This is a genomic window from Pseudoalteromonas shioyasakiensis (assembly GCA_013391845.1).
GTDB lineage: Bacteria > Pseudomonadota > Gammaproteobacteria > Enterobacterales > Alteromonadaceae > Pseudoalteromonas > Pseudoalteromonas apostichopi.
This window is the reverse complement of sequence record CP058414.1, coordinates 3,196,304-3,210,530: the sequence shown is the minus strand read 5'-3', so window position 1 is coordinate 3,210,530 and position 14,227 is coordinate 3,196,304. Positions and strand designations below refer to the sequence as shown.

Annotated in this window: 8 protein-coding genes, 7 tRNA genes and 1 other RNA gene; 15 read left to right on the top strand and 1 reads right to left on the bottom strand. The window is 42.2% G+C overall.

The features are described 5' to 3' along the window. Nucleotides 1-369: 369 nt before the first annotated feature. The 10 genes from HYD28_14685 to HYD28_14640 all read left to right on the top strand — a co-directional run bounded on the left by HYD28_14685 (nucleotide 370) and on the right by HYD28_14640 (nucleotide 7,487). Nucleotides 370-445, top strand: a tRNA-Phe gene (locus HYD28_14685). A gap of 70 nt (nucleotides 446-515) precedes the next feature. Further along, nucleotides 516-591, top strand: a tRNA-Thr gene (locus HYD28_14680). Between the two features lie 35 nt (nucleotides 592-626). Then, nucleotides 627-702 (top strand) — tRNA-Phe (locus HYD28_14675). 57 nt (nucleotides 703-759) lie between these two features. Then, a tRNA-Thr gene (locus HYD28_14670) sits at nucleotides 760-835 on the top strand. A gap of 35 nt (nucleotides 836-870) precedes the next feature. Then, nucleotides 871-946, top strand: a tRNA-Phe gene (locus HYD28_14665). 51 nt (nucleotides 947-997) lie between these two features. After that, nucleotides 998-1,073 (top strand) — tRNA-Thr (locus HYD28_14660). A 35-nt stretch (nucleotides 1,074-1,108) separates the two neighbouring features. Then, nucleotides 1,109-1,184 (top strand) — tRNA-Phe (locus HYD28_14655). A gap of 575 nt (nucleotides 1,185-1,759) precedes the next feature. Continuing rightward, entirely contained in the window at nucleotides 1,760-3,166 is a 1,407-nt protein-coding gene (locus HYD28_14650) for an efflux transporter outer membrane subunit (GenBank protein ID QLE10095.1), read from the top strand. Nucleotides 3,167-3,168: 2 nt separating this feature from the next. Continuing rightward, nucleotides 3,169-4,407: an efflux RND transporter periplasmic adaptor subunit gene (locus HYD28_14645; protein QLE10094.1), complete on the top strand. Its 1,239-nt coding sequence runs from the start codon at nucleotides 3,169-3,171 to the stop codon at nucleotides 4,405-4,407. Next, complete coding sequence (locus tag HYD28_14640) at nucleotides 4,407-7,487, top strand: efflux RND transporter permease subunit (protein QLE10093.1); 3,081 nt, start codon at nucleotides 4,407-4,409, stop codon at nucleotides 7,485-7,487. The genes HYD28_14645 and HYD28_14640 overlap by 1 nt, the downstream gene beginning before the upstream one ends. A gap of 379 nt (nucleotides 7,488-7,866) precedes the next feature. Here HYD28_14640 and ssrS read toward each other — a convergent pair. Next, a non-coding RNA gene (ssrS, locus tag HYD28_14635) (6S RNA) lies at nucleotides 7,867-8,050 on the bottom strand. A gap of 194 nt (nucleotides 8,051-8,244) precedes the next feature. Between ssrS and HYD28_14630 the strand changes: the two genes are divergently transcribed. From HYD28_14630 to HYD28_14610, 5 genes are all read left to right on the top strand, one after another. Continuing rightward, the gene (locus tag HYD28_14630; protein ID QLE10092.1) at nucleotides 8,245-8,808 is read left to right on the top strand and encodes a UPF0149 family protein; all 564 of its coding nucleotides are present in this window, start codon (nucleotides 8,245-8,247) and stop codon (nucleotides 8,806-8,808) included. A 20-nt stretch (nucleotides 8,809-8,828) separates the two neighbouring features. Next, on the top strand, nucleotides 8,829-10,154 hold the full coding sequence (pepP, locus tag HYD28_14625) for a Xaa-Pro aminopeptidase (protein ID QLE10091.1): 1,326 nt from the start codon (nucleotides 8,829-8,831) through the stop codon (nucleotides 10,152-10,154). Between the two features lie 8 nt (nucleotides 10,155-10,162). Further along, the gene (ubiH, locus tag HYD28_14620; protein QLE10090.1) at nucleotides 10,163-11,344 is read left to right on the top strand and encodes a 2-octaprenyl-6-methoxyphenyl hydroxylase; all 1,182 of its coding nucleotides are present in this window, start codon (nucleotides 10,163-10,165) and stop codon (nucleotides 11,342-11,344) included. Continuing rightward, nucleotides 11,341-12,507: an FAD-dependent monooxygenase gene (locus tag HYD28_14615; GenBank protein ID QLE10089.1), complete on the top strand. Its 1,167-nt coding sequence runs from the start codon at nucleotides 11,341-11,343 to the stop codon at nucleotides 12,505-12,507. Before ubiH ends, HYD28_14615 begins: the two co-directional genes overlap by 4 nt. Before the next feature lie 208 nt (nucleotides 12,508-12,715). Further along, the gene (locus HYD28_14610; GenBank protein ID QLE10088.1) at nucleotides 12,716-14,017 is read left to right on the top strand and encodes an MFS transporter; all 1,302 of its coding nucleotides are present in this window, start codon (nucleotides 12,716-12,718) and stop codon (nucleotides 14,015-14,017) included. Nucleotides 14,018-14,227: the final 210 nt, after the last annotated feature.

Below are 14,227 nucleotides of genomic sequence, written 5' to 3'. Positions count from 1 at the left end.
CAACATTGAGCATATTCTTGATTATTAGATAATCCTATCATCTACGAAGAAAAATTCACCACGTTTTTAACATAGGTAACCCTTTTATGATGAGGGTCAACTCAAAAGCGCTAAGTTTGTAGATTAAATAAGCTAAAAGCTATTAAAAACAGCAATCTTGATTGAAAACTGTGCAAACAGTTAGAATCCTCAAAAAAAAGTTGACTTGAGAGGGCAAAACCCGTTTAATACGCCGCACGCCCAGACAGCGACAACCAGTTTTGTTGCTTAAAAGTGCGTTTAAAATTTAGTGCCAAAATAGCTCGGTATTAGAGCCCTTTGGAATTGCATTGAAAATCCTTGTGGATATTCTGCATAAAACTAAATATTGCCCAGATAGCTCAGTCGGTAGAGCAGAGGATTGAAAATCCTCGTGTCGGTGGTTCGATTCCGCCTCTGGGCACCATTATTAAATATATTGGTGTTTAATTTTTGATTAAAACATCAGTATAGTGCATAGCACGCAAATTTAGTGTGCCGACTTAGCTCAGTTGGTAGAGCAACTGACTTGTAATCAGTAGGTCATCCGTTCAACTCGGATAGTCGGCACCATTTATTTTAATAGTTAGCATTTAGCTAATTGTTTTGCCCAGATAGCTCAGTCGGTAGAGCAGAGGATTGAAAATCCTCGTGTCGGTGGTTCGATTCCGCCTCTGGGCACCATTATTTGATAATCTCTTTTAAAGTGATTATAGTGCACAACGCACACGATTTTAGTGTGCCGACTTAGCTCAGTTGGTAGAGCAACTGACTTGTAATCAGTAGGTCATCCGTTCAACTCGGATAGTCGGCACCATTTATTTTAATAGTTAGCATTTAGCTAATTGTTTTGCCCAGATAGCTCAGTCGGTAGAGCAGAGGATTGAAAATCCTCGTGTCGGTGGTTCGATTCCGCCTCTGGGCACCATTATTTATAATCACAATGTGATTAAGTGCACAACGCACACAGGTTTAGTGTGCCGACTTAGCTCAGTTGGTAGAGCAACTGACTTGTAATCAGTAGGTCATCCGTTCAACTCGGATAGTCGGCACCATTTATTTTAATAGTTAGCATTTAGCTAATTGTTTTGCCCAGATAGCTCAGTCGGTAGAGCAGAGGATTGAAAATCCTCGTGTCGGTGGTTCGATTCCGCCTCTGGGCACCATTGATTCAAAGCCTCGCAATTGCGAGGTTTTTTTGTTTTTGGCTCCTCCAAATCACGATTTTACATCCCGTAGGCGTGAAATTTAGAGCTATCAGCTTTCAGCCGTCAGCTATCAGATGAAAAAGTTAGCGAGTTAGAAAGAGTAAAGGTACGAGTTTCGAGGCCCGAGATACGAGTTGAAGGAGGCGTTTTAACGCCGAAAAAAGAGTTATTAGATATCAGTCGTTAGAAGTCAGATTGAAAAGTGCCTACACTCAGTTTCAGATAAATGCTCACCCGTATATGTAAATTTATTACACGCTAATAAACTCTTGTAAAAGAGAGAAGCTAGATCAAAGTTCTGATAGCTGATAGCTGATAGCTGATAGCTGATAGCTGATAGCTGATAGCTGATAGCTGATAGCTGATAGCTGATAGCTGATAGCTGATAGCTGATAGTTTGCAACTTACCTCCATTTTCCTACCGTTCATCGTAGCCACATGCCAGGCAGTGTAATGTTATGTAAAGTGAGTTGAGCAAAACTTAACGTGGTGCTTGAATTACACTCATAAATAGATGTTTTCAGGTTTTTAGAATGAATTGGCAATATAAGCCGAGTTTTTTGGCTTTAAGTGTAATTTTGCTAAGTGCATGTGCAAGCCAGCCGGCTCACAATGAACGAGTTGCTGAACTTGAGTCGGTACCGAGTGCATGGCAGCAGCTTCCCGCAGACGACAAGGTGCTTGCAGTTCAAGATAACTGGTTGCAGCAATTACACGATCCTCAAGTTTTTAATTTAGTTGAGCAAGCATTGGCGCATAACCAAGCAATTTTACAAGCTGGTTTTGATGTGGCAATTAAAGAGCAGCAGCTTATTGCTGCAGGGGCTGATTTATGGCCAAGCCTAGATTTATCAACACGTGCTAGCCGCAGTAAAGATAATCGCCCTGTCAGTTACAGTAATGCCAGCTCAGCATCGCTAGAATTAAGCTACGAAGTTGATTTATGGGGAAAATTATCGGCCTCAGAAAGACAGGCAAACCTTGAGTATCTAGCAGAAAAAGCCATATTTGCGCAAAGCAAACAACAATTAGTGGCTGATGTAGTAGCTGGTTGGTTTGATGTTATTACTAATCACAAATTGCTTGAGTTGTTTAAGCAACGAGAACAAAACGCCGAGAAAAATTTAGATATTATTGAATCAGGATACCGCCAAGGTTTAAATGAAGCGCTTGATGTATATCTTGCGCGTAATGAGTTAAATACTGAGCGCTCGAATATTGCCGCGCAGCAAGCCAAGCTAACTCAATCGATTCGTGATTTAGAGCGTTTAACAGGTCAATATCCTGCAGGCGCATTAACTGTCAGTGCAGATTTGCCATTACTTGAGAACACTATTCCGTTGGGGTTGCCTTCAGAGCTCATCACCCGCAAACCAGCGCTAATGGCGAGCTGGTATCAGCTTTTAAGCACAGACGCAGGGCTTGCTTATGCGCATAAACAGCGTTTTCCGAGTTTAAATCTTTCAGCATCAATCAGTGACAGCACCAATAGAGTAAGTGATTTATTTTCGCCTTCTAGCTTAGCTTGGTCGCTGATTGGTAGCATTTCAATGCCGCTCTTTGAAGGGGGGCGTTTACAAGCTAATGAAGAACAAGCAAGGCTTACCGTTAAACGTCAAGAGCAAGCTTACCTTGCCACACTCTATGATGCATTTAATGATGTTGAAACTGCAATTAGCCAAGAACAAGCTTTAAAAGTTCGTTATGAAAAAACCTTAGAAGCCCAAGAAAATGCGGTTGCCGCTGAGCGCTTATCCTTTGAGCAATATCAAAGTGGCTTAGTAACATATACCACCGTTCTAGATGCGCAAGATCGTTCTTTCAACGCGCAGAGTTCGGTCATCGAGCTTAAAAATCAGCTTATTAAAAATCGAATTAACTTACACATTGCCCTTGGTGGTGACTTTAGTGCAGCAAACAGCGAAGTAGAAGAGCAATAATCATGAATAGTAAGACACGTAAAATATTAATCCCACTTGTAGTTATAGCTGTGACGGTACTGCTCGTCATGTTTATTAAAGGCAACCCACCACAAGCAAACCGCTTTTCTTCACCACCGAAAGCGAAAGTAAATGTTGCTGTTAAAACGCTGACGCCAGAATCCTATCAAGTGATGATAGATAGTTTTGGAACGGTTAAGCCGCGTACGCAAAGTTTGTTAGTTGCTCAGGCCTCAGGACAAATTATAGAAATTAGTGAACAATTTCGTGAAGGTGGTTTTTTTGAAAAAGGCGATGTGTTGTTGCAGCTAGACGATAGAGATCACCGCGCCGAAGTGAAATCAGCCCAAGCTGCTTTATTAACCGCAGAGCAAGGCTTACTTGAAGAACAAGCTCGCGGTCGCCAAGCTGAAACTGACTGGCAGCGCTTAGGTAAGGGCGAAGAAGCTAGTAGCTTAGTGCTGCGTAAACCACAATTAGCTGCAGCTGAAGCGAGTGTATTATCGGCTCAAGCCACCCTTGAGAAAGCTAAACTCGACTTAGAGCGTACAAAAATTACAGCACCTTACGCAGGTCGTGTTTTAAGTCGCAGTGTAGACTTAGGCCAAGTTGTGAGTAACAACATGGAACTAGCGAGCATTTATGCGATTGACCGTGTTGAGATCCGCTTACCAATCAAAAATAAAGACTTGCCGTTTATTAACTTACCTGAGCAGTTTCGTGACGGCGCTAAAAATAGTGCGGGTTCATTAGTTAAATTCAGCTCAGACCTTGTTGGTAAACAGCATTGGCAAGGTCAAGTTGTCCGCACCGAAGGTGCCATTGACGAAAACGCTCAGCAGCTTTATGTGGTTGCACAAATTAATGACCCTTATAAAGCAACATCTATAAATCAATATCCAATCAAAATTGGTCAATATATCAAAGCGCAGATCACCGGTAAGACGATTGATAATGCCATTGTGATCCCAAATAGTGCGATTTACCAAGGCACTTATGTTTATGTTGAAGAGCAAGGTGTTTTACGTCGTAAAAATATTTCACTTGCTTGGCAAAATGCTAATCAAGCTGTTGTAGCTGATGGCCTGTCTGCAGGTGATAATTTAGTTATTACACCGCTTGGACAAGTTAGCTCAGGTACGCAAGTGACTGTGATGGGAAGCGAAGAGTATCAAGCTACGAGGGGGAAAGCTAAGCGTCTTAATAATCAAGAGCAACCTAAAGAGCAAGGAGCGCAATAATGATTGCTTGGTTTACAAAGAATCATGTTGCAGCAAACTTATTGCTGATCAGCATTTTATTAGCAGGTTTATTTAGCGTTTCGACACAAATCCCGCTTGAGGTATTTCCATCGTTTGAGTCAGATCGCATTAGTGTCAGTGTATCACTTCGTGGCTCGACGCCTGAGGATGTAGAAAAAGGGGTCTCTATTCGCATTGAGGAAGCTGTTCAAGATCTTGAAGGGGTAAAGCGGATCACGAGTCGTTCATCAGAAGGCTCTTCATCAGTAAGTATAGAGGTCGAGACAGGTTATGACCCAAGGGAGCTATTGGCTGATATTAAAAGTCGAGTAGATGCGATTAACACCTTTCCGGTTGATGCGGAAAAGCCGATAGTTTCGCTTGCCGAATGGAAGCGCGAAGTTATCGCAGTATCTGTTTCAAGTATTTATGGTGAAAAAGAAACACTTGAATACGCTGAAACTGTACGTGATGAGCTTTTGCGTTTGCCAAGTGTAACTCAAGTTGAGTTAAGTGGAGTTCGTAATTACGAAATAGCCATAGAGGTGAGTCAAGATACTTTGCGGCAATATGATTTGAGTTTAGCGGATATTTCTTCAGCTATTAAGAACTCAAGCACAGACGTTTCTGCTGGTAATTTAAAAACAGAGGGCGGTGATGTACTTATTCGCTCTAAAGGGCAAGCATACCGTAAAGATGAATTTGCTAATATAGTGGTTAAGAACCAAGCCGATGGCACTATTATCCGTTTAGGTGATATTGCCCGTATTAGTGATGATTTTGAAGAAACACCCGTTCGTACTCGTTTTAATGGTAAACAGGCAGCTTTTATTGATGTATACCGTATTGGCCCACAAAGTGCGATTGAAGTAGCTGATGCTGTAAAAAACTTTATCACAGAACATCAAAGTCAACTTCCAGAAGGGTTTGAGTTAAGTTATTGGGACGATGACTCCGAAGTTGTAAAAAGCCGCATAGCAACTCTCACAAGTAACGCAATTCAGGGCGGAATTTTAGTGCTAGCGCTATTAACTCTATTCCTACGTCCAGCTATTGCTTTTTGGGTATTTATTGGCATACCTGTATCGTTTATGGGCGCATTTTTGATAATGCCTATCTTTGGTATAACACTCAATGTAATCAGCTTATTTGGTTTTATTTTAGTGTTAGGTATTGTTGTAGATGATGCCATTGTTACAGGTGAAAACGTTTATACCCACTTAAAAACGGCAGAAAGTGGTGAACAAGCGGCTATTCGTGGTACTCAGGAAGTAGCAACTCCTGTGACCTTTGGTGTGTTGACAACCGTTGCAGCCTTTTTACCTTTAGCTTTTATTGAAGGTGCGCGTGGCGCTATCTTTGCACAAATCCCTGTCGTGGTTATTCCGGTTTTACTATTCTCATTAATCGAGTCAAAGTTTGTTTTACCTGCACACTTAAAGTATTTAAAGCTGCGCCACGAGAAGGGTGAACCGACCAAACTTGAACGCCTTCAGCAGCGCTTTGCCGACGGTTTTGAACACGCAATAATGAAATATTACCAACCATTATTGAATTTAGCCTTAAAGAATAAAGTAGCCACTGTGAGCTTATTTGTCGGTATTTTTATAATTATTATGACTTTAATAACAAGTGGTTGGACTAAGTTTACTTTTTTCCCTCGAATTCCAAGTGAAACCGTGCGTGCATCTGTTACTTTTCCTGCAGGTACACCGTTTGAAGTAACGAATAAATATGTAATCAAAATGTCAGACAAGGCAAAAGAGTTACAAGATAAATATCGTGATGAAGACGGTCAAAGTGTAATTTTAAATATTTTGGCAACTACGGGGGGGCGTGGTGGCTCGTCAAATACGGGCAGTGTCAGATTTGAGATTATGCCAGCTGAAAAACGAGAATCAGATATTGGCTCTCGTGAACTTGCTAGTGAATGGCGAGACTTAATTGGCATTATACCGGGTGCAGAAAGTGTAACGTTCCGTGCTGAGTTTGGCAGAACATCGAGCCCAATTGATGTACAGCTAAATGGTAGCTCAATTGAAATGCTTGAAGCAGTAGCCGAAAGAGTGAAAGAACGATTATCGACTTATCCAACCGTCTTCGAAATTGCTGATAGCATGTCAGACGGTAAAGAGGAGTTGCAAATAGAGCTGACAGAGCAAGGTTTAGCATTAGGTTTAAACCGTGTTGATGTATCGCAGCAAGTACGTAATTCGTTCTTCGGTGCGCAAGTTCAGCGCATACAACGTGGGCGCGATGATGTGCGGGTTATGGTGCGTTTACCTATTGAAGAGCGTCGTTCTGTTGCTGATTTGAAAGACATTCTAATTAAAACTCCTGCTGGTGGGACTGTGCCGCTCTCGCATGTGGCAACTCTAGTACCGGGCCAAAGCCCATCATCTATTTATCGTATTGACCGCTATCGCACACTGAATGTGACTGCGGATGTCGAAAAATCAAATACCAATATGACGGTGCTGCAAGCAGATCTAAATACTTACTTAGACGAGCTAATGCAGCAATATCCTGGAGTTGATTATTCACTAGAAGGTGAAGCCAAAGAACAGCGTGAATCATTTGGTTCACTGGCTTGGGGCCTAGTGTTTGTATTTTTTATTATTTATGCGTTATTAGCGATTCCGTTTAAATCATATATGCAGCCATTGATTGTAATGAGCGTTATACCGTTTGGCATGATAGGTGCCGTAATGGGTCACTGGATAATGGGAATGGATCTGACCATTATGAGTTTACTTGGCATGTTGGCCTTGATAGGCGTGGTTGTGAATGACTCACTGGTACTGGTTGATTTTATCAATAAGAAACGTGAAGAAGGCGGTGATTTACTTGAAACCGTTAAGCTTGCCGGTGCAGCTCGTTTTCGCCCAGTTATGCTAACCAGTCTAACCACTTTTATTGGTTTAATGCCGCTGTTATTTGAAAAAGCTACGCAAGCACAATTTCTTATACCAATGGCGGTAAGTCTTGGTTTTGGGATTATCTTTGCAACGCTTATCACCTTGCTATTAGTGCCGGTTAATTATCTATTGATGGAGCGCTTTCAAGGGTGGTTTAAGTAGAGCTCGAAGTTAACAGTTAGCGCTTGGTTGATATTAGGCGCTAGGAGCTAGGTTCTAGGACGCGGGGGTAAACCCGCTGCTACAGGTAACGAGTGGCGGCGGATTTATCCTGCGTTTTTTGTTTTAAAAGAATAAAGTTAGCGAGGGGAAAGAGTAAAGTTAGATTGTGCCCGCACATTGCTATGGCTAAACCCGATACCGTAGGCGTGAAATTTATTTCGCGCGAATAAGAGTAATAAGTTCTTGTATAAAAGAAAAACTACATGGAAGATTTTCGATAGCTGATAGCTGATAGCTGATAGCTGATAGCTGATAGCTGATAGCTGATAGCTGATAGCTGATAGCTGATAGCTGATAGCTGATAGCTGATAGCTTGATGGTGTTCCCCAAGTATGCGGTGCCCGGTGTCAGTCCTGAAACCTTGAGGTTTCAGGGCGGGGATCTGCGGTCTACCGTAGGCTTCTCGGTACATGCCGAGCTTGCACAATAGTAAACGAACAGAAACCCTAACATAAAATTTATCGGCTCAGGGACTTAACCAAGCTCCTACACCCTAGGGAACACCTTCAGTATATAAGACAAGTTTCAATCCTTAAACCATAGAAGTAAAAAAAGCGGATCGTTCGCGTAGTTTTTCCCCACCTTTAACTGCTTATTTACTTTTCAGATTGCTTTTTGACCTCAATCATACAATTAATTGGAGTTGCGATTTATCGAGTGGTAGCATGGCGTTACTTAGCCGAACAAAGAAAAAGTTATGAGCACGTTACCTGATTACCAACAAGCCCAATTGTTATTAGAAAAAAATGAAATTTTCGTCGCACCAGCCGAAGCCCATGGTGTGATCAGTGGTTTATTAGCCTGTGGCATCAATATTGAAGCCGAAGAATACTTAGGTTTACTAAGTGATGTATTCAACGATGGCTTAGCCTTCAATAAAGATTTAAAAGCATTTTTTGCTGACGTTTATTCTCAGGTTGTGGCCAGCTTTAGTGATGAAGAATTTCAGTTTGATCTATTCTTACCAAGCGATGATGAAACACTGATCGATTTAGCTAATGGATTAGTATCTTGGGTATCGGGTTTTATGCTTGGTTTTGGGTTAAAACAAAAAGATTACGGCAAGTTATCAGCTGATGTGAAAGAAGTAATTAGCGATTTTAGTGAAATTACCCGCTTAGACACCATGTTTGAAGAGACCGAAGAAGATAGCCAAGCACTGCACGAGGTGATTGAATATGTGCGTGTTTCTGCGTTGTTATGTTTTGCTGAGCTAGGTAAAGAGCCTACAGACAAAAATCCTAAGAAGACCCTTCACTAATCAAATTACAGAGGTTTAGCATGTCGTCTATTGTAATCGATAAAGCTGAATTTAAAGCCCGTCGTGAGCGTCTGCTTGCGATGATGGATAAAAACAGTGTGGCTATTATTCCTGCTGCAGGAGAAGTAACACGTAGTCGTGATACTGAGTATGCATTTCGCCAAGACAGTGATTTCTTCTACCTAACAGGGTTTAACGAACCGGATGCAGTTTTAGTATTGTGTCCGTCGAGCGATACGCCAAGTACTCTTATTTGCCGTAACAAAGACAAACTTGCTGAAATTTGGCATGGTCGCAGAATAGGCTTCGAAAAGGCTAAATCTGAGTACTTACTCGACGCAACTAGCCCACTTACTGAACTAGATGAACAATTATTAGATTTGGTGAACGGCCAGCAGATTTTATTTTATGCACAAGGCACTTACCCAAACTTCGATGCAAAGATCTGGGATTTATTAAGCACACTTCGCGGCGCACCTAAAAAAGGCTACAAAGCCCCGCACACCATTAAAGATATTCGTGGTTTAGTGCACGAAATGCGTTTATTTAAATCTGACGCAGAATTAAACATTATGCGCAAAGCCTGCGAAATTAGTGCGCAAGGTCATATTCGCGCTATGCAGTTTGCCAAACCAGGCGCAACTGAATACCAATTAGAAGCTGAACTGCATCATCATTATGCAATGAATGGTGCTCGTCATCCTGCTTATGGCACGATTGTGGGCAGTGGTGACAACGCCAATATTTTGCACTACACACAAAATGACGCTGAACTAAAAGATGGTGATTTAGTGTTAATTGATTCTGGCTGTGAACTTGAAGGTTATGCGGCAGATATTACACGGACTTTCCCAATCAATGGCAAATTTAGCGAACCTCAAGCAGCGCTTTACAATATTGTATTAGCAGCCCAAGAAGCGGCATTTAGCCAAGTAAAACCGGGTGGTAGTTTGTCTAAAGCCAATGAATTGGCCTCGACGGTACTTACGCAAGGGCTCATTGATTTAGGCATTCTAACGGGCGAGCTTGATGAACTAATGGCTAACCAAGCGTGCAAAGCCTTTTACATGCATGGACTTGGCCACTGGTTAGGGTTAGACGTTCACGATGTTGGCGAATATAAGCTTGATGAAAAAGAGCGTGTATTTGAGCCGGGCATGGTGCTAACTATCGAGCCGGGTTTATATATTAGCGAAGATGCAAAAGCACCAGAGCAATATAAAGGCATCGGTATTCGTATTGAAGATAACTTACTTGTCACTCAAGATGGCCATGAAAACCTGACCATTTCGGTTCCAAAAACCATTAGTGACATTGAAGCAGTGATGCAAGCAAACAAAGGCTAGGAGCAAGCGTGGCAAAGCAGTTTGATGTTGTCATTATCGGCGGTGGAATGGCGGGTGCAAGTTGTGCACTGGGCCTAAAACAGAGCAATAAGCAGTTATCAATCGCTGTAATTGAGGCAAATGAAGTAAGCGCAGACTATCACCCAAGCTTTGATGATAGAAGCATTGCGCTGGCTCAGCAGTCGGTGCAGTACTTAAAATCAATTAATGCCTTTGATTGCCAAGCGCCATTTGCGGCAGCGATTGAAAAAGTAACCGTATCTGATCGTGGTCATTTTGGTAAAACACATATTGATTGCCAAGAATACGGCCATGATGCCCTTGGCTATGTGGTCGAAGTGAATCCATTTGGGCGTAGTCTTCATCAGCAACTCATGCGAACTGATGTCCGTTTATTTTGCCCTGATACAGTCGCCAAACTTGAATACCTGAGCAACTGTGCCAACATCACGCTGAGCTCAGGTGAGCAGTTAAGTGCAAAGCTTGTGGTGGTTGCTGATGGTGCTCATTCACAAAGCCGTAAGTTGGCCAATATTGAGTTTAATACCCGCGCTTATCAGCAAGCGGCAATTATTGCCAACATCGAAGTGGCTGGTGGTCATCATCATCATGCTTTTGAGCGCTTTACGGAATACGGCCCAATGGCACTGTTGCCAATGAGTAATAACAGATACTCACTAGTATGGTGCATGGAGCCTGAGCAAGTTGAGCACTATATGACACTTGAAGACGATGCTTTTTTAGCTGCTTTACAAAAAGCATTTGGTTACTGCGGCGGTTCATTTAGCAAAGTAGGCATGCGTGCAAGCTACCCTCTGGTTTACGGTAAAGCAGAGTCACTTAGCAGCCATCGCACGGTATTAATAGGGAATGCAGGCCACGCTATTCACCCAATTGCAGGGCAGGGCTTTAACTTAGGCCTGCGAGATGTACAACTATTGTGTGATATGGCTAATAGAAGCGACCTTGGTGATTACGCTTTTACCCGTTATTACAGTCAAACGCGTAGCAAGGACATTACTACTGTGATGACACTCACAGACAGCCTAGTGCGTTTGTTCTCAAACTCATCACGATTGCTCGCACTTGGTCGCAGCATTGGCCTTTTCTCAATGGATTTATTCTCCTCGTTAAAAACCCCGCTGGCAAAACAGCTTATGGGTCAGGTTAAGCAAGGTAAACGGATATGAAACAAGCACAAGTTTGTATTGTCGGTGGTGGTTGTGTTGGTCTTACGCTAGCACTTGGTTTAGCAAAAGCAGATATCAGTGTTGTAGTTGTTGATGCAAGTAAAAATCAAACCTTACCGGGTGATGATTATGCACTTCGAGTAAGCGCATTGAGTCTTGCCAGTCAGGGCTTATTTGAGTCTTTGAATGCTTGGCAAGAGATCATTAAACAGCGTGCCACACCTTATACGTCGATGGATGTACGTGACCAAGACAGCTTTGGTAAAATTCATTTTGATCATAACGACCTCGACTTACCACAGCTAGGTCATATCGTTGAAAATGATATTATTCGCTACGCTTTAATTAGCGAACTTGAAAAGCAAAGTAATGCCACTTTATTGTTCGAAACCCGTTATCAGCAAATTCATCAAACTGAATCTGATGTATTTATTACGCTTGAAAGCGGCGAGCCTGTGATTGCTAAATTATTAGTGGCTGCTGATGGTGCTAATTCGGCTATTCGCAAGCAGTTCAATATGCCAATTACTTTTAAAGATTACGACCATCACGCCATTGTTGCTACGGTTAAAACGTCTGATGAGCATAACAACACGGCACGCCAAGTATTTTTGCCAACAGGGCCGCTGGCGTTCTTACCGTTACCAGACAAACACACGCATTCAATTGTATGGTCAACAAGTCCAGAGCACTGCGAGACACTCTTAGCGCTTGATGATAGCAACTTTAATAAAGCAGTAATGGCAGCCTTTGATGGTCAATGTGGTTTATGTGAAGTGCAAAGTGAGCGCATGGCATTTCCACTTAAAATGCGTTACGCCCAGCAGTGGGTGTCTGGCAAAGTGGTATTAATGGGCGATGCAGCGCATACCATTCATCCATTAGCTGGTTTAGGTATGAATCTTGGCCTAAAAGACGCCGCTTATTTAATTGAGCTTTTAAGTAATGAGCAAGGTGAGTTTGCAAGCGCACGCACACTGCGTGATTATGAACGTACTCGCAAGCTTGATGCACAAAAACATATTGCCATGATGCAAGGCTTAAAAGAGCTATTTGCAGGCGCTAATCCACTGAAAAAACTCGTACGTGGTGTTGGTTTAAGCCTAGTTGATAACCTTGGCCCAATTAAACATTTGTTCGCAAAAGAAGCGATTGGTAAATAACATCTAACTAGTTGTTACTATTTAGTTTAAGCCGCAGCTAAGCAATTAGCTGCGGCTTTTTTGCACTTATATGAACGCAAAATGATAGCGCTGTCATTTTTGTTAGTGTATGATTAAATTTTTGTGATTGGTATGGAAATTAAACAGCTTTATCGAGTTGTATACTAGATTCCAACCAAATAAAAATAATTAAACTAAGAGAACAATTATGGAAGCAACGGTTGAGTGTGACAACAACACAAAACAAAGCATCTGGCTGCCAATGGTATTGGCCGGCTCAATGTTTTTTATCTTAGGGTGTATAACGTGGCTTAATGGTGCAATCACACCATTTTTGCAGCAAATGCTTGAGCTTTCGCCGTTACAAGCTTCGTTTATCATCTCTTCTTTTTATATTGCAGTAACAGTTGCCGGCATCCCATCGGCGATGCTGATCAAACGTGTTGGTTATAAGAATGGCATGGCGATTGGCTGTGCGATTATGGCTTTATCGGCGCTGATGTATATTCCCGCTGCAAAACTGCAAATGATCGAGATTTTCTTGTTCGCGCAGCTAATGATTGGTGTTGGGCAAACCGTGCTTCAAACCGCAGTTAACCCATATGTGGTTAAAATGGGCTCTGAGAAATCAGCCGCCGTGCGTGTTTGTATTATGGGCTTATTAAACAAATTTGCAGGCGTGATCGTGCCGGTGATTTTTGCTGCAGTGGTAGTAAGCGGTGTTGTAGATGGCGCAGGTAAACTATCGCAAGAACAAAAAGATATTATGGCTAATAGTCTTATCATGCCCTATGTATTGATTGCGGCTTTAATCATGTTATTTGCCGCATTTGCTAAATTTGCTCCATTACCTGATTTAGTTTTTGATGAAGACAAAACATCAAACGGTAAAGGTGAAATTAAAGAAACGCTTGCACACCCACACTTGGTTTTAGGTGTTGTTGGTATTGCACTATACGTTGCTGTTGAAGTTATTGCGGCAGACACAATTGGTTCTTACGCATTACAGATTGGCGTTGCCGACTACTCAGTCATGACCTCTTATACTATGGCGTGTATGTTGATTGGTTACGCAATTGGTATTTTGACTATTCCGCGCTTTATGAGCCAACAAACAGCGTTATTAATGTCGGGTATTGCTGGTATTATTACCGTGTTGCTAGTGGTACTTGGCAGCAATGATTCATTCATTATTTCAAACTTATTATTAGTGCCATTTGGTGGCCCTGAGTTACCGGACCCTCTTTTGTGCATTGCGTTATTAGGCTTTGCTAATGCAATGGTTTGGCCTGCTATTTGGCCACTGGCTTTAGCTGGTTTAGGTCGCTTAACAGGCACTGCATCAGGCTTACTTATTATGGGTATTGCCGGTGGTGCACTCGGCCCATTGTTAATTGGTTTAGGCAATGTTGCTGGCCTTGGCGCACAAGGTGCATATATTGTCATGATCCCAAGTTATGTATTCATTTTATTCTATGCCTTAAAAGGCCATAAGGTGAGAAGCTGGTAGTAAATTAGCAAACTAATTATAAAGTTATGTAAAGCCGCGGTACGCCCATCACCGCGGCTTTTTTGATCGTAAACTAAAGCCATCAGCTTTCAGCCGTCAGCTATCAGATAGAAAAAGTTAGCGAGTTAGAAAGAGTAAAGGGGAAAGGTACGAGTTTCGAGGGTCGAGATGCGAGTTGTAGGAGGCGTTATAACGCTGAATAATTGAAGG

Excerpts from the sequence above, each read along its gene's own strand:
- HYD28_14640 (QLE10093.1), top strand. The coding sequence starts at position 4,407 with ATGATTGCTTGGTTTACAAAGAATCATGTTGCAGCAAACTTATTGCTG.
- HYD28_14615 (QLE10089.1), top strand. The coding sequence starts at position 11,341 with ATGAAACAAGCACAAGTTTGTATTGTCGGTGGTGGTTGTGTTGGTCTT.
- HYD28_14645 (QLE10094.1), top strand. The coding sequence starts at position 3,169 with ATGAATAGTAAGACACGTAAAATATTAATCCCACTTGTAGTTATAGCT.
- HYD28_14630 (QLE10092.1), top strand. The coding sequence starts at position 8,245 with ATGAGCACGTTACCTGATTACCAACAAGCCCAATTGTTATTAGAAAAA.
- HYD28_14610 (QLE10088.1), top strand. The coding sequence starts at position 12,716 with ATGGAAGCAACGGTTGAGTGTGACAACAACACAAAACAAAGCATCTGG.
- pepP (QLE10091.1), top strand. The coding sequence starts at position 8,829 with ATGTCGTCTATTGTAATCGATAAAGCTGAATTTAAAGCCCGTCGTGAG.
- HYD28_14650 (QLE10095.1), top strand. The coding sequence starts at position 1,760 with ATGAATTGGCAATATAAGCCGAGTTTTTTGGCTTTAAGTGTAATTTTG.